The organism is Litoribacillus peritrichatus, from assembly GCF_039537985.1.
GTDB classification, from domain to species: Bacteria; Pseudomonadota; Gammaproteobacteria; order Pseudomonadales; family Litoribrevibacteraceae; genus Litoribacillus; species Litoribacillus peritrichatus.
This window is the reverse complement of sequence record NZ_BAABBN010000007.1, coordinates 619900-640129: the sequence shown is the minus strand read 5'-3', so window position 1 is coordinate 640129 and position 20230 is coordinate 619900. Positions and strand designations below refer to the sequence as shown.

Annotated in this window: 19 protein-coding genes; 1 reads left to right on the top strand and 18 read right to left on the bottom strand. The window is 47.3% G+C overall.

Features of this window, described 5'->3' with window-relative positions; genetic code table 11:
• The first annotated feature begins 81 nt into the window (after positions 1-81).
• Positions 82-927, top strand: a complete 846-nt coding sequence (locus tag ABD744_RS12535; RefSeq protein ID WP_344798846.1) for a 3-hydroxybutyryl-CoA dehydrogenase — start codon at positions 82-84, stop codon at positions 925-927.
• A gap of 67 nt (positions 928-994) precedes the next feature.
• Here the strand turns inward: ABD744_RS12535 and mqo are convergent, their stop codons facing one another.
• From mqo to mutL, 18 genes are all read right to left on the bottom strand, one after another.
• On the bottom strand, positions 995-2503 hold the full coding sequence (gene mqo, locus ABD744_RS12530) for a malate dehydrogenase (quinone) (protein ID WP_344799619.1): 1509 nt from the start codon (positions 2501-2503) through the stop codon (positions 995-997).
• Positions 2504-2760: 257 nt separating this feature from the next.
• The gene (gene dnaB, locus ABD744_RS12525) at positions 2761-4152 is read right to left on the bottom strand and encodes a replicative DNA helicase (protein ID WP_344798845.1); all 1392 of its coding nucleotides are present in this window, start codon (positions 4150-4152) and stop codon (positions 2761-2763) included.
• Between the two features lie 111 nt (positions 4153-4263).
• Positions 4264-4710, bottom strand: a complete 447-nt coding sequence (rplI, locus tag ABD744_RS12520) for a 50S ribosomal protein L9 (protein ID WP_344798844.1) — start codon at positions 4708-4710, stop codon at positions 4264-4266.
• Between the two features lie 20 nt (positions 4711-4730).
• Positions 4731-5600 carry a hypothetical protein gene (locus ABD744_RS12515; protein WP_344798843.1) on the bottom strand — a complete coding sequence of 290 codons (870 nt, stop codon included), beginning with the start codon at positions 5598-5600 and terminating at the stop codon, positions 4731-4733.
• A gap of 14 nt (positions 5601-5614) precedes the next feature.
• Positions 5615-5842, bottom strand: coding sequence for a 30S ribosomal protein S18 (gene rpsR, locus ABD744_RS12510; protein ID WP_344798842.1), 228 nt, complete (start codon positions 5840-5842; stop codon positions 5615-5617).
• Between the two features lie 25 nt (positions 5843-5867).
• A complete protein-coding gene (gene rpsF, locus ABD744_RS12505; protein ID WP_344798841.1) occupies positions 5868-6287 on the bottom strand; it encodes a 30S ribosomal protein S6 in 420 nt (139 codons plus the stop codon).
• A 180-nt stretch (positions 6288-6467) separates the two neighbouring features.
• Positions 6468-6998: a DUF2059 domain-containing protein gene (locus ABD744_RS12500; RefSeq protein ID WP_344798840.1), complete on the bottom strand. Its 531-nt coding sequence runs from the start codon at positions 6996-6998 to the stop codon at positions 6468-6470.
• A gap of 106 nt (positions 6999-7104) precedes the next feature.
• Positions 7105-7851 carry a 23S rRNA (guanosine(2251)-2'-O)-methyltransferase RlmB gene (gene rlmB / locus ABD744_RS12495; protein ID WP_344798839.1) on the bottom strand — a complete coding sequence of 249 codons (747 nt, stop codon included), beginning with the start codon at positions 7849-7851 and terminating at the stop codon, positions 7105-7107.
• Positions 7852-7903: 52 nt separating this feature from the next.
• The gene (gene rnr / locus ABD744_RS12490; RefSeq protein ID WP_344798838.1) at positions 7904-10336 is read right to left on the bottom strand and encodes a ribonuclease R; all 2433 of its coding nucleotides are present in this window, start codon (positions 10334-10336) and stop codon (positions 7904-7906) included.
• 128 nt (positions 10337-10464) lie between these two features.
• Positions 10465-11757 carry an adenylosuccinate synthase gene (locus ABD744_RS12485; protein ID WP_344798837.1) on the bottom strand — a complete coding sequence of 431 codons (1293 nt, stop codon included), beginning with the start codon at positions 11755-11757 and terminating at the stop codon, positions 10465-10467.
• 39 nt (positions 11758-11796) lie between these two features.
• Positions 11797-12972: an ATP phosphoribosyltransferase regulatory subunit gene (locus tag ABD744_RS12480; RefSeq protein WP_344798836.1), complete on the bottom strand. Its 1176-nt coding sequence runs from the start codon at positions 12970-12972 to the stop codon at positions 11797-11799.
• A gap of 46 nt (positions 12973-13018) precedes the next feature.
• A complete protein-coding gene (locus ABD744_RS12475) occupies positions 13019-13216 on the bottom strand; it encodes a DUF2065 domain-containing protein (RefSeq protein ID WP_344798835.1) in 198 nt (65 codons plus the stop codon).
• Between the two features lie 104 nt (positions 13217-13320).
• The gene (hflC, locus tag ABD744_RS12470; RefSeq protein ID WP_344798834.1) at positions 13321-14193 is read right to left on the bottom strand and encodes a protease modulator HflC; all 873 of its coding nucleotides are present in this window, start codon (positions 14191-14193) and stop codon (positions 13321-13323) included.
• Positions 14193-15344 carry an FtsH protease activity modulator HflK gene (hflK, locus tag ABD744_RS12465; RefSeq protein WP_344798833.1) on the bottom strand — a complete coding sequence of 384 codons (1152 nt, stop codon included), beginning with the start codon at positions 15342-15344 and terminating at the stop codon, positions 14193-14195. The genes hflC and hflK overlap by 1 nt, the downstream gene beginning before the upstream one ends.
• An 80-nt stretch (positions 15345-15424) precedes the next feature.
• Positions 15425-16735: a ribosome rescue GTPase HflX gene (gene hflX / locus ABD744_RS12460; protein WP_344798832.1), complete on the bottom strand. Its 1311-nt coding sequence runs from the start codon at positions 16733-16735 to the stop codon at positions 15425-15427.
• 131 nt (positions 16736-16866) lie between these two features.
• Complete coding sequence (gene hfq / locus ABD744_RS12455; protein ID WP_344798831.1) at positions 16867-17118, bottom strand: RNA chaperone Hfq; 252 nt, start codon at positions 17116-17118, stop codon at positions 16867-16869.
• 125 nt (positions 17119-17243) lie between these two features.
• Positions 17244-18203 (bottom strand): tRNA (adenosine(37)-N6)-dimethylallyltransferase MiaA, encoded by a 960-nt coding sequence (gene miaA / locus ABD744_RS12450; protein ID WP_425562169.1) that lies wholly within the window; start codon positions 18201-18203, stop codon positions 17244-17246.
• Positions 18204-18292: 89 nt separating this feature from the next.
• Entirely contained in the window at positions 18293-20209 is a 1917-nt protein-coding gene (mutL, locus tag ABD744_RS12445; RefSeq protein ID WP_344798830.1) for a DNA mismatch repair endonuclease MutL, read from the bottom strand.
• Positions 20210-20230 lie beyond the last annotated feature (21 nt).

The window sequence follows — 20230 nt, the reverse complement described above, 5'->3', positions numbered from 1 at the left end:
CCTGATGTATATAACTTGAAGCCACCTGCCTCACTTGGTAACCTGCGCGCTTTCCGACAGTTATCAACTCCAGAGGCAATCATGACTAAAATTTGCGTTATCGGTGCAGGCACAATGGGAGCCAGCATTGCTCAAGCATTTGCAAGCAACGGATTTCAGGTAGTACTCAGAGACATCAAACCAGAATTTGTAGAACGCGGCGTCTCTTTTATTCAAAAGAACATTGACCGCCTGGTAGCCAAAGAGAAAATCAGTGCTGAGCAAGCTTCCGAGATCATGGCGAACATCGAAGGCACTACCGAACTGTCTGCGGCGTCCGATGCAGCGCTGATTGTTGAGGCTGCAGTTGAGAATATGGAAATCAAAAAGAGCATTTTTGCCGAACTTGATAAAGTCTGTGGCCCGTCAACCATCTTTGCAACCAACACCTCTTCATTGTCCATCACCGAAGTAGCTGCAGCCACCAACCGCCCGGACCAGGTGATCGGCATGCACTTTTTCAACCCAGCGCCCATCATGAAGCTGGTTGAGATCATCAAAGGCATTGCCACGTCCGATGAGACCTTTAACACCGTCAAAGGCATCACAGAACAACTGAAGAAAACTCCGGTTGAAGTGGCCGAAGCGCCTGGCTTCGTGGTTAACCGCATATTGATCCCTATGATTAACGAAGGCATCGGTATTCTTGCAGAAGGCGTTGCCAGTGCCGAAGACATTGATGCTGCGATGAAAATGGGCGCCAACCACCCAATGGGGCCACTGGCTTTAGCGGACTTGATTGGCCTGGACGTATGTCTGGCTATTATGGAAGTGCTTCAGGATGAGTTTGGCGACAGCAAATACCGCCCACACCCACTATTGAGAAAGTACGTTCGTGGCGGCTGGTTAGGTCGTAAGAGCGGGAAAGGGTTTTACAACTACAGTTAACGCTTCTGATAAAAACAAAAAAACCAGCGCTCAACGCTGGTTTTTTTAACTAAAGACCCGCAAACAATTAGCCTAAGCCAAGGGTGCCTAACGTTTCCTTACGGACGGTTTTCAACAGTTCTCCATCCTCAATCAATGACTTGCCGTAAGCAGGGATCATTTCCTGCATTTTCGCCTGCCATTCCGGCTGAGCAATCTTATCTTTAAAGCAACGTTCAATCACATCAACCATCGCCTGTACGGCTGTTGAAGCCCCCGGAGAAGCCCCCAATAACGCCGCCAAACTGCCGTCCGCAGAAGCAACCAATTCAGTACCGAATTCCAGCTTACCCTTGCCGCTTTCATCTTTCTTAATGATCTGAACGCGCTGACCGGCTTTTGCCAACGTCCAGTTCTCATCCTTCGCTTGCGGGTGGAAGTTTCGCAGTGCTTCCACACGCTCCTTCTGAGACTGGAACACTTCACCAATCAAGTACTTGGTCAAGTCCATGTTATTAGCACCCACCGACATCATAGGCTTTAAGTTATTGCCTTTGACCGAACCAAACAGATCCAGCTTAGAACCTTTTTTCAGGAACTTAGTAGTGAAGCCTGCAAACGGGCCAAACAACAGAGCTGGCTCACCATTAATGATGCGTGTATCCAGATGAGGTACGGACATCGGCGGCGCACCAATTGCTGCCTTACCATACACCTTAGAACCGTGCTTCTTAACAATTTCAGGGTTTTTACACACCAACCACTGGCCACTCACCGGGAAGCCACCATAACCTTTACGCTCAGGAATCCCGGACTTCTGAAGCAAAGGCAACGCACCACCGCCTGCGCCCAAGAACACAAAACCGGCATCAATGGTTTTTACAATCTTGGTGTGTTTTTCTTTTACCCGAACACTCCAGCGACCGTCTTCTTGCTGTTTGATTTTGGTCACCGAATTATTCAGCATCAATTCAAAGTTTTCAGATTTTTGTAAATCTTCGACCATATTGCGAGTCAACGAACCGAAGTCTACGTCTGAACCGTGTTTAACGCGCGTCGCAGCCACCGGTTGGCTAGCATCACGCTCCGCCATCACTAATGGCATCCAGTCCGCTAACACCGCAGGATCTTCGCTGTATTCCATCGCATCGAACAAATGGTGAGCACTCAGTTTCTTATAACGCTCACGCAAGAACTTCACATCGTCTTCACCCCAGACAAAGCTCAAATGCGGCACAGGGTTAATAAAATTCGTTGGTGCCGGTAAGGCATCATTTTTAACAAGATATGACCACAGCTGCAACGACGATTCAAACGCAGCATTGATGGATAAAGCACGATCGATTTCTACACTGCCGTCTGCGTTTTGAGGCGTGTAGTTTAATTCACAATAACCCGCATGGCCTGTGCCTGCATTATTCCAACCATCAGTACTTTCGTGAGCAACATGATCCAAGCGCTCAACCATGACAATTTTTAACGATGGGTCGAGTTGCTTTAGCATCATACCCAACGTTGTGCTCATCACTCCGCCACCGACTAACAATACATCTGCAGTTTTTACAGCCATTACCTTCGCCCTACAAAGAATAAACACTTCACAAAATACGTTTTCCAACCGTATTCCAATCTCACGTCTGTACAGGCAATCACAATTCCAAAGTCAAAAGTGCACTATAAATAAACACTCCGCACCACGATAGATCAGCCGCAAAGCCAATAACTACGGGGCCTGTACAGGCGGGCGCATTATACACAAATAAATCAATTGTTGCTCTTTTTTAGAGAAAACAAGCGTACGCCGGAAATAAAAAGGCAAAAAAACACATACCTTTCACTTAGAACAGTAGACGTTTATTCTTCATTTGCCCACGCGTCATATTCTTCTGGCATCGCATCCACAAAGCGAGAAAAAGCACCCTCAAAACGGATTGGCATAGAACCAATCGGACCATTACGCTGCTTACCAATGATGACTTCGGCACGTTCCGGAGGAGATTCCTCGTTGTAGACCGCGTCACGGTAAAGAAACATAATGACGTCCGCATCCTGCTCAATCGCACCCGATTCACGCAAGTCCGAGTTCACCGGACGTTTATTCGGTCGCTGTTCCAAACTACGGTTTAACTGAGCAAGCGCAACAACAGGACACTGTAATTCTTTTGCCAAGGCTTTCAGGGAACGGGAGATCTCAGAAATCTCCTGAGTTCGGTTATTTTCGAAACCCGGAACTCGCATCAACTGCAAGTAATCGACCATAATCATGCCAACCCCACCCTGATCTTGGCATTCACGGTGAATTCGGCGCGCCCTGGCCTTCATTTCATTGGGAGTGATCCCCGCCGTATCATCGATAAACAAAGGCTTATCGTTCAGCATTGTGACCGCAGCACTGAGCTTGCTCCAGCCCTCTTCATCCAGCTTACCGGTACGCACATCAGTTTGGTTAATCCCGCCTAACGAAGCGATCATCCTCATCACAATCTGCTCGGACGGCATCTCCAAACTAAATACCAGACAAGGACAACCTTCCTTACTTTTAAGCAAGGCATTTTCAACCAGGTTCATCGCAAAAGTGGTCTTACCCATGGAAGGTCTTGCTGCAACAATCAACAAGTCAGAGGGCTGCATACCGGACGTCATTTTGTCCAGTTCGGTAAATCCAGTAGTGACACCGGTGATGTCTCCGCCCTGCTTCACCAAAGCTTCAATATTATCGAGGGTTTTTTTCAGAACGGGCTTAATATGTTGTGGGCCGTCGTCTTTTTTGTTTCTGGACTCTGCAATTTGAAGGATACGCCTTTCAGCATCATCCAAAATTTCATCACTGCTGGCGCCTTCGGGGCGATACGCACGATCTGCAATATCTGAGACCTCGCCCAACAGCTGACGAATAATCGAACGTTCACGAACAATGTCAGAATACGCCAGAATGTTACTGGTGGTTGGAGTGTTATGGGCCAACTCGGCTAAATAAGCCTGACCACCAACCTCATCCAACTCACCTAATCGTTCCAATTCGTTGCTGAGCGTTAGCCAGTCAATGGGCTTTTCCTTCACCACCAACTGCTGCATCACACTGAAGATTTGCCTGTGTGAGCCTTGATAAAAATCGCGCTCCATCAGCTTTTCGGCCACGCCATCCCATGCTTCATTATCCAGCATCAGGCCGCCCAGCACAGACTGCTCAGCTTCCAGTGAAAAAGGTGGTTTTCTCAAAAAATCTAAATCTTCAGTCTCAGCCATAGTCTTTTTTCAATCACTGCTCAACAAAAAAGGCACCGGCAGTATAAACCACCGATGCCTTTTCCTGGTAGTTCGAAAACCACCCTGCGTTTCATTCTTTACAGGAAAGAATTACTCAGCAACAACTACTACATTGAAAGTAGCTGATACGTCGCTGTGCAACTGAGCAACGATCTCATATTCGCCAATATTGCGAATAGGACCTTCAGGCATACGAACTTCGCTTTTAGCAACGTCAATACCTGCTTCAGTTAGCGCATCAGAAACATCACGCAAACCGATAGAACCAAACAACTTACCTTCGTCACCGGATTTTGCTTCGATGTTCAAAGTAAAGCCACTGATCTTCTCTGCACGAGCTTCAGCTGTCGCCAATTTCTCAGCAGCGGCTTTTTCAAGCTCAGCACGACGTGCTTCAAAATCTGCTACGTTTGCTTTAGTTGCAGGAACTGCCTTACCGAAAGGGATAAGGAAGTTACGACCGTAACCAGCTTTAACAGTAACCTGATCGCCCAAGTCACCTAGTTTACCAACACGTTCGAGTAGAATAATTTCCATCTCGCTGTCCTCAAAAGTAATTATTGTGAGTCGCTATTTATTTTATTCGCCAGACGCTTTCGAAAATCAAAAGCACTGTCCAACACCGCAAATACCACCAACAATAAAAGAGTTAGAGAACCCACCAGTACTAAACTTATATAAAAGAGTACCAGCCAGTTCCCACCGAGTTTTTTAATTCCAATACTGCCATGGACCAAGGATATTCCGGCAATCGCCAAAGGTAACATCATCATCGGGATCAGCCCGTTCAACGAGCCGTCGGTCAAACCCACAAGCAACGTCACCAGAATCAACAAAGACACAAATGATGAAGGCAATCGGATCGAGTGAAACTCTTTCTGAAAGCCGCCCGGGTTATAGATGGCTGCTTGCAACATGCGAGCAAACATCAGGCTGATCAAAGCGCCGAACATAACGGCAAACTGAATCATTCCCGAGTACATTACCGGGTCAGGGGCCTGAAAGACGCCAGCTTCCGGATTCTGCTTTGCAAGCTCTTCCAGTAACTTTCCGACCTCATTAACCAATAAGGTTAATTGCTGGTCGGTTACCACCGGAAATAACAAATGCTGAGCCGCACCTGCCACCACCAAAGCCCCTAAAACCCATATCCATGATCTTGACCACCAAAGCACCACAGCGATCAGCCAGGTGAGCGAAAGATAGATGAAGTCCGCGCGCTGCCCTTCACCTTCAACTGCAAAATAAATTGAAGGTATCAAAGCAGCCACAAAACAACTGACGCCGTCTTTGGGGCCCTTGGCCAGCATAATCAAAGCTGCAATTGCAGCGCCTAGCCAAGTCAATAAAGGCAGTATGGTAAAGCCAACTGCCAAAGAGATTGCATGCAACGGGCTAGACAGAGCTGTTCGAGCCAGCCAGAGCATGAGTCCCTCCTAACTTATTCGTGTGCGTCAGTGTATGGCAATAAAGCCACGTAACGTGCACGCTTAATAGCGGTTGCTAATTGACGCTGATACTTAGCTTTTGTACCTGTGATACGGCTAGGTACGATTTTGCCAGTTTCAGTAACATAGCCTTTTAGGGTATCCAGATCTTTATAATCGATCTCAGTTACGCCTTCAGCTGTAAAACGACAGAATTTTCTACGACGGAAAAAACGAGCCATTGTAAATCTCCTATTAAATAATCAATTACTCTGCAGATTCTTCAGAAGCCGGAGCTTCTTCAACTGGAGCAGCCGCTTCTGGCTTAGCTTCAGGACGAGACTCATCGCGTGAACGACGTTCTCTTGAGTCTGCTGCTTTGATTGGAGATACTTCAGTTACAGGGCCCTTTTGACGGATAACCATGTTACGAAGTACAGCATCGTTGTAACGGAAGTTGTTGTTTAGCTCTTCCAACGCTTCATCACCACACTCGATATTCATAAGAATATAGTGTGCTTTGTGAATCTTGTTGATTGGGTAAGCTAACTGACGACGACCCCAGTCTTCTAGACGGTGGATAGAACCGCCAGTAGTTTCGATCGCTGAACGGTAACGTTCAATCATCGCTGGAACTTGTTCGCTTTGGTCTGGGTGTACCAGGAAAACGACTTCATAATGACGCATATAAATGCTCCTTATGGGTTCATAGCCTCCCACATTTAAGGTGAGGCAAGGAGTGAATAATAATTCTTTTTAAATGACGGCCAATAATTGGCTGACATTTACAGAAAGAGGCAGGCATTCTAAAGATTGCACAGAAAACAATCAAGATATTTATGGGTCTCAGGGATGAGTAATCGGCAGTTAATCCAAACTCACCTGCACCCCCGACTTCGCCAGCGAGAGCTGAACTTTAGGTGCAATCCGATCTACCAGGTGATGAATCATTTTTACGGTGGATGTGCTGACGTCTTTATGCAGGGCGCTGCGTGTTGAGATAAACTTCTTTCCGGCCTCCGATGCAAAGAAACGATTGATCTCTTGCATATCCTCAAGTGAGAAATGCTTGATATAGGCCTGATAATATATTTCAAAGAAATAGGCATCTTCGGACAGCAAGTTGACTTCCTCGTCAACGACCGCCTTTACCGTGTCATAGTGCAATTGCCGCACGCCCGAGTTATTTTGCTTAAGTTTACGGTTAATCAGAGAACCCACCCGCTTCTTAATGGGCTTAACACTGATCGCGTCCGTCAACTCAAAATACCGGGCAACCGCCTGCCTTAACAAACGGTCATCTGCAACATGTTCGCCGGTGCTCGGTAATTGCGTACTCGCAACCCCAATACCGGGCAACAATAAAATTATCATCAACCAACTACGAACGGATTTCATACAGCTCACTTAGTAATAACGATCCATATCCATACTGTTACATCATGTAAACATTGCAAGCCATCATACGACGTTTTGCCAACAACGTCTCAGTTTCACATAGCCATCAGACCGATGAGCGCTGCCTGACCGCTTCAAACAAAATCACACCACTGGCCACCGACACATTCAAACTGCTCACTTCACCAGCCATCGGCATAAACGCAAGCTGATCACAGCATTCTCGAGTCAAACGACGCATGCCTTTGCCTTCAGCCCCCATCACCACTGCAACCGGCCCCGTTAAGTCGGTTTGATAGATGGACGCTTTAGCTTCACCTGCCGTGCCGGTAATCCAAATACCGCGCTCTTGTAACTTTCGCAAGCATCGAGCCAGATTAGTCACTGCGATAAAAGGCGTGTTTTCAGCAGCACCACAGGCAACCTTGATTGCCGTACCGTTCAATGTACCGGACTTGTCTTTTGGCACAATCACCGCATGAACACCCGCTGCATCAGCCGTTCGTAAACAGGCGCCAATGTTGTGCGGGTCCGTGACACCATCCAGCACCAACAGAAACGGCGGCACATCCAGATCATTCAGCAGTACATCCAGCGCAGATTCATCTTGGGTGTAGTTTTGCTGCGTTTCAACCAAAACCCCCTGATGAGCACCTTCAAGTTGTTTCTGATCAAAAAACTCGGCACCCACCCGCTCAACCCGAATATTCAGGTTTTTGGCAATGTCCATTAAATCATTTACACGCTGATTACGCTTGCCAGTTAACACGTATAAAGTACCAATTTGCTTTGCATTATTTTTCATCAAAGAAAAAACTGCATTAATACCAAACACGTAATTCGCATCACTCATGAACGTTTACTACCTTAACCGTCTTGGTTCAAACGAAGTCAAACCGACTCCGTTATTTCTTTTTTGCATTCGTTTTAGAAGAAGAACGTCTGGATTTTTTCTTTACCTTCTTCTTTGGTTTTTTAGCGTCAGAGTCTGTGCTTGCCGCTCTGCGCTTAACGCCAGAACCAGAACGCCGACCTTTCTTCTTCGGCCCTAAAGATTCCGCCTTGGAAGCGTATTTTTTCTTGGCTCTGCGTGCTTTGACCGACCCTTTGTGACCCACTAATTCTAAATCAATTTTGCGCTCATCCAAATCAACCCGAACAATTCGAACCTCAACACTGTCGCCAAGAGCATAAGCGGTACCGCTGCGTTCACCCACCAACATGTGCCGAGCAGCGTCAAACTCATAATAATCCCGAGTTAAGTTACTGACATGAACCAGCCCTTCCACAAATACATCGGTCAACTCAACAAACAGACCAAAACCTGTCACCGCAGACACCACGCCAGGGAAAACATCCCCTACATGGCCTTCCATGTATTCACACTTCAAAAAAGCCATCACATCGCGGGAGGCATCATCGGCGCGGCGCTCCGCCATCGAGCACTGCTCACCGAGATTCAACAATGCCTGCATGTCATAAGGGTAAATGGCATCACGCTTCAGAAATGCGGCCCCCTCAACTTGCTTAATATTTTTACTGGCCGCGATGTCTGGGGTTTCGGATCGAACCGCGCTTCGAATCGCACGATGAATCATCAAGTCCGGGTAACGACGAATCGGCGAAGTAAAATGGGTATACTCTGGGTACGCCAAGCCAAAATGACCTTGGTTATCCGGTTGATACACCGCCTGACTGAGAGATCGCAACATCATGGTTTGAATCAGGTGTTTATCCGGGCGCTCCTCAATCTGTTTGGCCAGTAACAAATAATCCCCCGGAGTCGGTTTTACGCCGCCCCCCAAGTTCAAACCACGTTCAAACAAAAATTCTTTCAGGTTCAGTAAGCGCTCTTCTTTCGGGCCTTCGTGCACCCGGTATAAACCTTCCAGCTTATGTTTTCGTAAAAAACGCGCTGCCGCCACGTTCGCACTCAGCATGCATTCTTCAATGATCCGGTGGGCATCATTACGAACCACAGGAACAATAGTCTCAATCTTTCGGTCCGGTGAAAAAATAATGCGGGTCTCGGTAGTATCGAAATCCATTGCACCGCGTTCTTCACGACAAGCCACCAATTGCTTATAGAGTGCGTACAACTCTTGAATATGCGGCACCAAGTGCGGCGCTTCTTTCTTAAAGTGCTGCGCTTCTTTGGTTCTTGGTTTTTCAAGCAAGGCCGAAACACGGTTATAAGTTAAACGAGCATGAGATTGAATCACCGCCTCATAAAATGTATATCCGCTCATGCGCCCTGCGGCACTGATGGTCATTTCACACACCATCGCCAAACGATCCACCAACGGCTTTAACGAACACAAACCGTTCGACAGCACCTCTGGCAACATAGGCACCACATGCCCGGGAAAATACACGGACGTTGCCCGGTTCTGCGCTTCCTTATCCAGCCCGGTTTTTAGCTTCACATAATGCGAAACATCGGCAATCGCCACATAAAGCCGCCAGCCACCGCCCTTTTTCTTCTCACAGAACACCGCATCATCAAAATCTTTGGCGTCTTCGCCATCAATCGTCACCAAAGGTAAATCACGCAAATCGACCCGATGCCGCTTGGCATCATCCGAGACTTGCTCACTGAAACCGGCAATCTCGTCCAGCACGTCAGCGGGCCACTCGTTCGGAATGTCATGGGTATGCAAAGCGACATCAATTTCCATCCCCGGCGCCAAGTGGTCGCCCAGAATTTTGATGATCTTGCCTGCCGCTTTTTCTTTGCGGGAAGGATGGCGCTCTATCTGAACGACCACGTACTGTCCTGTTGATGCTTCACCGGCATTACCCGAGGCAATGTACACTTCCTGAGACATGCGTCGGCTGTCCGGCACCACAAAACCGGCATTGCCATCGGCGTAGTAACGGCCCACTAACTCAAGCGTATTACGCTTCAGCACTTGAATAATTCGGGCTTCACGTCGTCCTTTATGATCAACACCACTGACCATCACTCGAACTGAGTCACCATCAAACACCTTACCCATTTCTCGGGCATGAAGGTACAGATCACTGGAACCGTCTTCCGGCTTCACAAAGCCATAACCATCACGATGGCCTATCACAACGCCATCAAAAGTAGGGATCGCGGAAATCGGCTTATAGCGCTGTTGCCGATCGCAAATTAATTGGCCATCTCTTGTCATCGCAATCAATCGGCGACGCATGGCCTCAACGCGCTCATCATCGAAAATATCAAATGAGGAACACAGCTGCATATGAGTCAAAGCCTTATCAGCTTGCTCCAGGTAAGATGTAATAAATTCCCGGCTAGGTACCGGATTCTCATATTTATCAGCTTCTCGCTGACTATTAGGGTCTTTCAAGATAATTTTCCTATTACGCCCGATCAGGCTATTTTTCTTAGAGTTTAATACAGTTTACTGGATGCTTGAGGGAAGGACATTGAATAAAATGAATACAAACAAAAAAGGGGCCGAAGCCCCTTTTCGCATTAAGCGTCGAATGGATCTCGCTTAACAATGGTTTCGCTTCGGTCTGGGCCCGTTGAAATAATGTCAATTGGCGCACCGATGGCCTTCTCAACAAATGCGATATACGCTTTTGCATTCTCAGGCAATTCTTCCAGTGTCTTAACACCCACGGTCGATTCGCTCCAGCCAGGCAGTGTTTCGTACACAGGCACCAGACCTTCATAATCGTCCGCATGCAATGGAGTAGTGCAGTCTGCGCCCGCTTTTGTATAGCCAACACACACTTTCACTTCGTCCATGCCATCCAGCACATCAAGCTTGGTCAAACAAATCCCTGAAACACTGTTCACCTGAATGGCGTGTTTCAAAGCAATGGCATCAAACCAACCACAACGACGAGCGCGGCCCGTGGTTGAACCAAATTCATGACCACGTTCGGCCAGGCCAGCACCTACATCGTCAAACAATTCCGTTGGGAAAGGACCAGAACCTACGCGTGTGGTATAAGCTTTAGTAATGCCCAAAATGTAATCCAGATACAAAGGACCAAAGCCACTGCCGGTTGCCGTACCACCTGCCGTTGTATTTGAAGACGTTACGAACGGATAAGTACCATGGTCGATATCAAGCAAAGACCCCTGAGCACCTTCAAACATAATCTTAGCACCAGACTCTCGCAAGCCGTGCAACAAACATGTGACATCAGCAATCATTGGTGTAAGCTGCTTCGCCATTTCCAATGTTTCTGATAAAACCGTGTCAAAGTCCAACGCATCAACTTTGTAGTAGTTCGTTAAAACAAAGTTATGATATTCAAGTACTTCTTTTAACTTTTCAGCAAACTTTTCTTCGTTTTGCAGATCACCCAGACGCAAACCGCGACGAGCCACCTTGTCTTCGTAAGCCGGGCCGATACCACGACCGGTAGTACCGATTTTTTCGCTACCACGAGCCAGTTCACGAGCCTGATCCAAAGCAACGTGATACGGAAGAATAAGCGGGCACGCCGGGCTTATCTTCAAACGATCACGAACAGGCACACCTTGCTCTTCTAACTTCACTATTTCCTTAAGCAAAGCCTCAGGCGAAAGAACAACCCCGTTACCGATCATGCAGGTTACACTTTCACGCAAGATACCAGAAGGAATCAAGTGCAAAACCGTTTTCTCGCCATTTACCACCAGGGTATGGCCTGCGTTATGACCGCCCTGAAAGCGAACAACCGCCGCTGCCTGCTCAGTCAACAGATCAACAATTTTACCTTTTCCTTCGTCACCCCACTGGGTGCCTAGAACCACGACATTTTTGCCCATAGTTACTTTCTCTAGACCACGCTAAACACAAAGATTAATTTAATCGTTACGATCAACCACGCACCACTGACCATCTTTCTGGTCAATAACTGCATCGCTATTCTCAACATCAGAATCAGCTAACTGTCGAATTACTCGATGGCCATCTGATCGTAATTGCTTAATAAATTCGTAAAGGCCTTCACCATCAGAATTCGGTGCCAGTATTACCTTTCTAGTTTCTACCGTCAGTTCCGACGCGTCGGCGACTTTCAGTAAATTCAGGCTAAAACCCGTTGCCGGACGCGCACGCCCAAACACCTTACCTGTCTCATCGTATCGGCCGCCCGATGCCAATGGCTGGCTGCCACCCGTTTTATACGCTGCAAACACCATACCCGTATGGTAGTTATAACCACGCAGCTCACTTAAATCCATGTACAATTTAACTTTCGGATAACGGGCAGTAATGCGACTGACCAATTGATTCAGTTCATCCACCGCTTCCACTGCGTCCGCAGAAAGGGGCGCTACCAGCTCCCGAATGCTTGGTATGATTTCCGGGCCACCACACACATAAGCCATCTGACGAACCGCTTCACCAAGCGACTGATTTTTAAAGTGAGCAGGCACAAAAAGTTCGAGTTCCGGCAAAGCTTTGCGTGCCAGAATATCAAACAATTGAGTTTCTAAATCTTTATCCAAGCCAGCCTTGATCATCAACTGACGAAACACACCAACATGACCCAGATCCAAGGTCACATTATCAATACCGGAAGCACCCAATGACTCGATCATTAAAGAAATAATTTCAAAGTCGCTTTCAACGCCGGCATGACCATAGAGTTCGGCACCCAGTTGAATCGGGTTACGGGTGTCCATGATATTGGCTGCTTTGGTATGCAACACCTGGCCCGCATAACAAAAGCGTGAAACGCCTTCTCGCGCCAGAGAGTGTGCATCAATACGAGCAACCTGAGGAGTAATATCTGCCCGAATCCCCATCAGACGACCATTCAACTGATCCGTCACTTTAAATGTTTGAGTGTCCAGATCATGACCGGCGCCGGTCAACAGAGATTCTATGTATTCCATCATTGGCGGCATCACTTGGTCGAAACCCCAAGTCTGATACAGCCCCAATAAATTCGATCGTAATGTTTCTATTCGTTCTGCCGCCGGCGGAAGAATATCTTCCACGCCTTCAGGCAACAACCAACGATCTGCAATCGTCATAAATCGACTTCCCGCTTCTTTCTAAGAAGTAATTATCCACAGGTGTTCAGACCAGAAAATAAAGAAGAACCACACCTGCAATCATTGACCCCAATCCAATCTTACGGATCGTAGCATCGTTTGCCTGAGCTATGCGCGTCACCGTCTCCCGCCACTGTTGCGGCGCCAAAAAAGGGAGCACGCCTTCAAAAACCAGCATAAGACAAAAACCAGCAATCAGACTTTCCAGAAATTGATCCGACATAAATTAGGCTTTCACAAACACAAAAAAACCGGGTCCTAAAGACCCGGTGCGGTATGATAACACGAACTTTTCAAATAACCCCAATAAATTGGCGTTTCATTTGACTATTTTGCGTTCGGAGTTCCTAAGTACTTGAAGAAGTCACTGTCGGAATCAAGAATCATCACATCGCCTTCAGACTTAAACGTTTCCGAATACGCCTTCAAACTGCGAACAAACGAATAAAACTCGCGATCCTTATTAAAAGCTTCCGCGTAAATTTTAGCCGCCTGAGCATCACCCTCACCACGCAGCTTTTCAGCATCACGATAGGCATTGGCTTTAATAATTATCTGACGACGATCCGCATCTGCTCTGATACCTTCAGCCAACTCGCGACCACGAGAACGATACTCTCTTGCCTCACGATTACGCTCACTTCGCATCCGCTTATAAACGTCTTCGTTTACACGCTCAGGCAATTCAATACCCTTCACACGAATATCCAGCAATTCGACACCGATATCAGCCAGTACAACTTGGTTCAGCGACTTGGTCAGATCCTGCATCAACTCATCACGCTGGCCAGAAATCACCTCGTGAACCGTACGTTGTGCGAACTGACGACGGAGACCATCATCCACGCGAGACGCAAGCAGTCGAGAAGCAGAAATCTCTTCACCCGATGTGGCCGTATAATATTTGGATACATCCTTGATACGCCACTTAACAAACGAATCCACAATCAGCGGCTTCTTATCCTGAGTTAAGTAAGACTGAGGGTTGTAGTCCAAAGTCAGAACTCGCGCCTCAAACTTGCGAACTTTATGAACCAAAGGAATCTTTGCATGAAGTCCAGGCTTCAGGTTTTCATCAACCACTTCACCAAACTTAAGCAAAACACCGCGTTCCGTTTCCTTGATGATAAACAGCGAGTTTGCTGCCACAACTAACAAAAGCAAAACAAAGATTGAAGCAAATAAACCTTTTGACGACATTATCTAGCCTCCCTTGTTCTACGGATACTTGGTTGACGCTGACGAATTTCATCCATAACCTGGCGAGTTACCTTATCCAGATCAGAAGCCGTTAAGTGTTGACCGCCAGATTCAGAAACGGAATCACTAACACGGTTGCCAACGATCTTATCCAAAGGCAGATACATCATGTTATTGCCGCCTTCGACATCCATCAGCACTTTAGGCGTTTTTGCCAGCACACCCTGAACCGCATCAATGTACATACGCTCACGAGTAACCTCTGGAGATCGCTGATACTCAACCAACAGCTGCTCAAAACGGGAAGCCTCACCAATTGCCTGAGCCACCACTTGCTCTTTATAAGCATTGGCCTCTTCCAATTGACGCTGCGCCTGACCACGGGCTTCAGGAATGATCCCGTTAGCATAGGTTTCCGCTTCGTTACGAAGGCGAACCTCATCTTCTCTGGCTTTGGTTACATCCAAAAAGGCATCCTGTACTTCTTCCGGCGCATGCGCGCCTTCCAGGTTGACCTTACTGACGGTCAAACCAATGCCGTAAGAATCCAGATACTTCTGAGTACGAGCATGCACTTCAGACGCCAACGACTCACGCCCTTCCGTCAACACAAAGTGCATTTCAGAAGAACCCACTTCATGACGAAGCGCACTTTCTGCCGCCTGAACCAAACTGCTTTGCGGATCACGTACATTCAGCACATAGTCTTTGACATCACTGATCACATACTGAACAGAAATTGCCACATCAACGATATTCTCGTCTTCCGTCAACATTTTACTTTTCAGTGATTTAGACTGAACTCGGGTCACGTTTTCTTTGATCAAGGTATCGATCAATGGCAACTTAAATTGCAAACCCGGCCCAAGCGTTTCGTAATACTTACCTAATCTAAGTACGACCGCTTGCTCACGCTGATCAATAATATTGACCGAATCATAAAGCGCAGCCAATACACCAATGATCAAAGCAATCACAACGATAGGGCCAAAGCCACCACCTGAGTTGCCCGCTGGCGGTTTACTGCCAAACAAACCACCCATTTTATCCATTGCTTTCTTAATTACTTGATCCAGATCGGGCGGACCATCATTTCCACGACGGCCACCCCAAGGGTCCTGATTATTGCCACCCGGCTCGTTCCAGGCCATGTCGACACTCCATTAAAGTTCCAAAAACAGCGCAAAAGTGTACCTAATTACGCACCATAAATGTAAGTAAATATTTCAATTTACTCCCAATCTTCTTTTTCGTCTTCAGGCAAATACCCCTTTGGGTCCACCCCAGACTGCTTCAAAACTTTCAACAAGTCTGATTTCGGCCCCAAGACATCCAGCACATAGCGGCCTTGCTCATCGAAGGACTCATGCTGCAACAAATCAAGCTCATAAAGCTTAGCTCGAACGCCAGCATTAACATGCTCAATCACCCAAGTGCCTTTGAACACATCGTCCGCCAACAGCTCACCCAAGGCTTCAAGCAAGCCATCAAAACCACGCTCTTCTTTGGCCGTCAGCCAAACACGAATAGGCCGCCCTTGGTCGTCTCGCTCGACCCTGGGCTCTGCATTGCTCAGGCAGTCAATCTTATTAAACACCTGTAAACATGGGATTTCATGCGCATCAATCTCTTTCAACACCGCATCTACTTGCTCAATGTTGTCATACCGCTGTTGATCACTGGCATCCACGACATGCAACAACAAGTCCGCTTCACAGGTTTCTTCCAATGTAGCACGAAATGCCTGCACTAACTTGTGAGGCAGGTCTTTAATAAAACCCACCGTATCTGCAAGCACAACAGGCCCGGCGCTCGGCAAAGTAATTCGCCGCAAGGTAGGGTCCAATGTTGCAAACAACTGATCCGCTGCATACACATCCGAATCAGTCAGCGCGTTGAACAACGTCGATTTACCTGCGTTGGTATAACCCACGATAGAGATGGTAGGAACTGATGATCTTTTTCGTGCCTTACGGCCCTGATCGCGCTGCTGACGCACCTTACCGAGACGCTTCTGGATGGTTTTCACCCGATCTCTCAACAATCGGCGATCCGATTCCAGCTGAGTTTCCCCAGGGCCTCGCATGCCTATCCCGCCTTTCTGGCGTTCAAGGTGAGTCCAACCTCGAATCAAGCGTGTCGACATATGCTGTAACTGAGCAAGCTCCACTTGAAGTTTACCTTCATAGGTACGCGCTCGTTGAGCAAAAATATCCAGAATAAGGGTTGTTCGATCAAGCACCCGACATTGAAATTCGGCTTCTAGGTTACGTTCTTGGCTGGGCCTCAATGCATGATTAAAAATCACCATCTCAGCTTCATGAAGTTGAATTGCTTGTTTAATCTCTTCTAACTTTCCTGCCCCGACAAAGAATTTGGAACTAGGCTGTTTTCTAGACCCTCTTATCAGGCAAGCAGTTTCAGCACCGGCGGAATCCACCAAATCCTGAAATTCATCCACGTCATCAGAGTTGTTTTCACTTGTGAAGTCTAGGTGAACCAATACGGCCAGCTCACCACCTTCGGGACGTTCAAATAACAATCGGCCTCCCGACACACATACGACAAAGCACTCTCAACAAGTGCTTTAGTCAACTACGATCAAATTCGGAACACGACAAAGTACCCGACTGGATTTCAAGCCAAGCACTCAGAGAACCAAAAATAAATCGATTAAGCTTCAGCGCCGTCTTTCTCAGCGACATCTTGCTGAGGTAAACGAACATTTCGAGCTGGAACAATGGTCGAAATCGCGTGCTTATAAACCATTTGACTGACCGTGTTCTTTAATAAAATTACGAACTGGTCAAATGATTCGATCTGCCCCTGCAATTTAATACCATTTACCAAAAAGATAGATACTGGTATGCGTTCTTTACGAAGCACATTTAAATAAGGGTCTTGTAAAGAGTGCCCTTTTGACATTACGAATTCTCCTTAAGAGGTTGTTTTAATTATTGCATTCAATCCAAAAAGTACTGATTGCCTATTACCAACCGATTCACAAAGTTCAGACTAGTTTTTTAAAATTGACAACTTCAACGTAAAAATTAGTCTGCTATTTCAATAAATTCCTGCACTTTTCTGACAGTTTCAGGAATTAAAGCAGGATTCAATGAGTCCAACCATTCCAGCTCTTGCCAACTTCTAAGCCAGGTTATTTGCCTTTTCGCCAACTGCCGGGTTGCAAATATCCCCCGATTGACCATTTCTTCGTAATCGAAGTCACCATCAAGATATTGCCAGGCTTGGCGATAACCCACTGAACGAATGGCAGGCATGGCTAGATGCAAATCATTGCGTTCTCGTAGTTGTTCGACCTCATTTAAGAAGCCTTGTTCCAGCATGATGCGAAATCTTTGCTCAATTCGCTCATGCAGAACCTTTCGTTCTACTGGTGCAACAGCCAAATTCAGCTCTCGGTAAGGTGAATTTTGTTGCACGTCTCGTTTTTGTTCAGCCCATAACTCAGTAAGGGTTTTGCCCGTCAGTTCATGAACCTCCAATGCCCGCTGCAAACGCTGGGGGTCATTAGGGTGTATTCTTTCAGCGGAAACCGGATCTATCTGCCTAAGCCGGTCATGAAGCGGTTGCCAACCATGTTCATTTGCTTCATTCAATAAGCGCTGACGAATCGTTTCATCCGCTTCGGGCAAGTCTGCAATCCCATCCCTTAACACTTTGTAGTACATCATAGTACCACCAACCAACAAAGGGATTTTGCCTTTTTGACGTATTTCAGCCATAGCATCTAAAGCATCATTGCGAAACTCAGCGGCAGAATAGCTTTCAGACGGATCACAAATGTCTATCAATCGATGTGGCGCTTTCTCCAACACCTCTTTACCCGGCTTCGCAGTACCTATGTCCATCCCTTTATATATCAGTGCGGAATCGACACTTATAATTTCGCAATTACAGCGCTGAACCAACTCCACAGCCAAATCGGTTTTTCCTGCGGCCGTCGGCCCCATTAACCAAATCGACGGATACTTACTTTGGTGCTGCAAGGCAAGATTACCTTTATTAATTAACAATGATTAAAACGGCATTTAATGGAATAAACATACTAATAAACAGATCAATAATCTGATGCTATTCATCGACCACGTAAAAATAATTTATCAAGATCACCCATGGATAAACTTGTCCAAGTAGGACGACCATGATTGCACTGCCCGCTGCGTTCAGTGGCTTCCATATCTCGCAACAATGCGTTCATCTCAGGAATCGTCAACTGTCTGTTCGCCCGAACGGCGCCATGACAAGCCATGGTAGCCAACACTTCATTTGCTTGGGCGGCTATTCTATCACTAATTCCGTATTCAATCACATCTGAGAGAACATCACTAACCAGTTGTTCAATTTTTGCATTTCTTAACAAAACAGGGACTTGCCGTATCGCCAAGGTTTCAGGACCAATTCGCTCCAAGGTGATGCCAAAAGACTTAAACACCTCCTCGTTCTGTTCTGCACAATCGGCCTCTTTTGAACTCACCGCCATGGATATGGGCACCAACAAAGGCTGAGCCTGAATGCCTTGTTCGTTATAGGCCACTTTCATACGCTCATAAGTAATTCGTTCATGAGCGGCATGCATATCCACGACCACCATGCCCTCACTGTTTTGAGCAAGAATGTAAACACCGTGTAACTGAGCCACCGCATAACCCAGCGGCGGCACATCCTTATCTGAACCGGTTAACTCGGTTATTTCCTGCCTGGCGACCGAGGAGGACACAACTCCCGGATTGGCCGCCAAACGGCCGTCCGACAGCGAGCCACCAGGCAAACCTTGACCGCCCTGATACGAAGCCCCCTGATGTAAATCGCCATAAACGGCCATATGCTCCTGAACCTGGCCTGCTGGCGAGGGCGCATTAAAACTCATCGCGTTTTGGCCAGCAAACACACCGGCCGACAAACCACTGGCCTGAGGCGTTGCAGACGCATAACTGTTCTCAACTGACCCGGTCAATGAGTCACTGCTCGCTGTGGGCTTTTGGTCATCCGGGGTCACTTCCGCCAAAGCTCGGTGCAAGCTTCGAAACAGAAAGTCATGAACCATTCTGGAGTCACGAAAGCGCACTTCGTGTTTAGTCGGGTGCACATTCACATCAACTGTGGCCGGATCAAGCTCCAAATAAAGCACGAAAGCAGGGTGTCGCCCACTGTATAAAACATCCCGATAGGCTTGCCGAATGGCGTGCGCTACTAACTTATCCCGAATCACCCGACCATTCACAAAGAAATACTGAAGATCCGACTGGCTTCGGGAAAACGTCGGCAAACCCACCCAACCCCAAAGCTTTAACTCGCCAACTTCAACATTCACCGTCACTGAATTCTGAATAAACGCAGGCCCACAAACCCCTGCGACCCGACGAGCCTTCTCCTGTTCCGAGGACGCAGGCCTTAAGCTGTGAATGATACGTTGATTATGTTTAAGAGAAATTCCAACATCAAACCGACTCAGCGCGATGCGTTTCACTACTTCTTCCAAGTGACCAAACTCGGTCTTTTCTTTTCTTAAAAATTTACGGCGCGCCGGCGTATTAAAAAATAAATCACGGACCTCTACGGTAGTGCCTACGTTATGGGCCGTCGGCTTAACCTGAGGCGTCATATCCTGCCCCTCTACCGACACCTGCCAACCCTCGTCACTGTCCTGATGACGAGAAGACATGGTCAACCGCGAGACCGAACTGATACTGGCCAAGGCCTCGCCTCGGAACCCCAAGGTCGCTACCGCTTCCAGATCATCCAGCTCTAAAATTTTACTGGTGGCATGGCGAGACAACGCCAACGCCAAATCCTCTTTGACCACGCCTCGTCCGTCATCCCGAATTCGGATTAACTTAACACCGCCTTGCTCAACGTCGATATCAACACGCGTAGAGCCGGCATCTATGCTGTTTTCCAACAGCTCTTTCACCACTGACGCAGGGCGTTCAACAACCTCTCCGGCGGCAATTTGGTTCGACAATCGGGGAGACAATAATTGGATTCGATTCATGATGCAGACGCTAGTTGATTC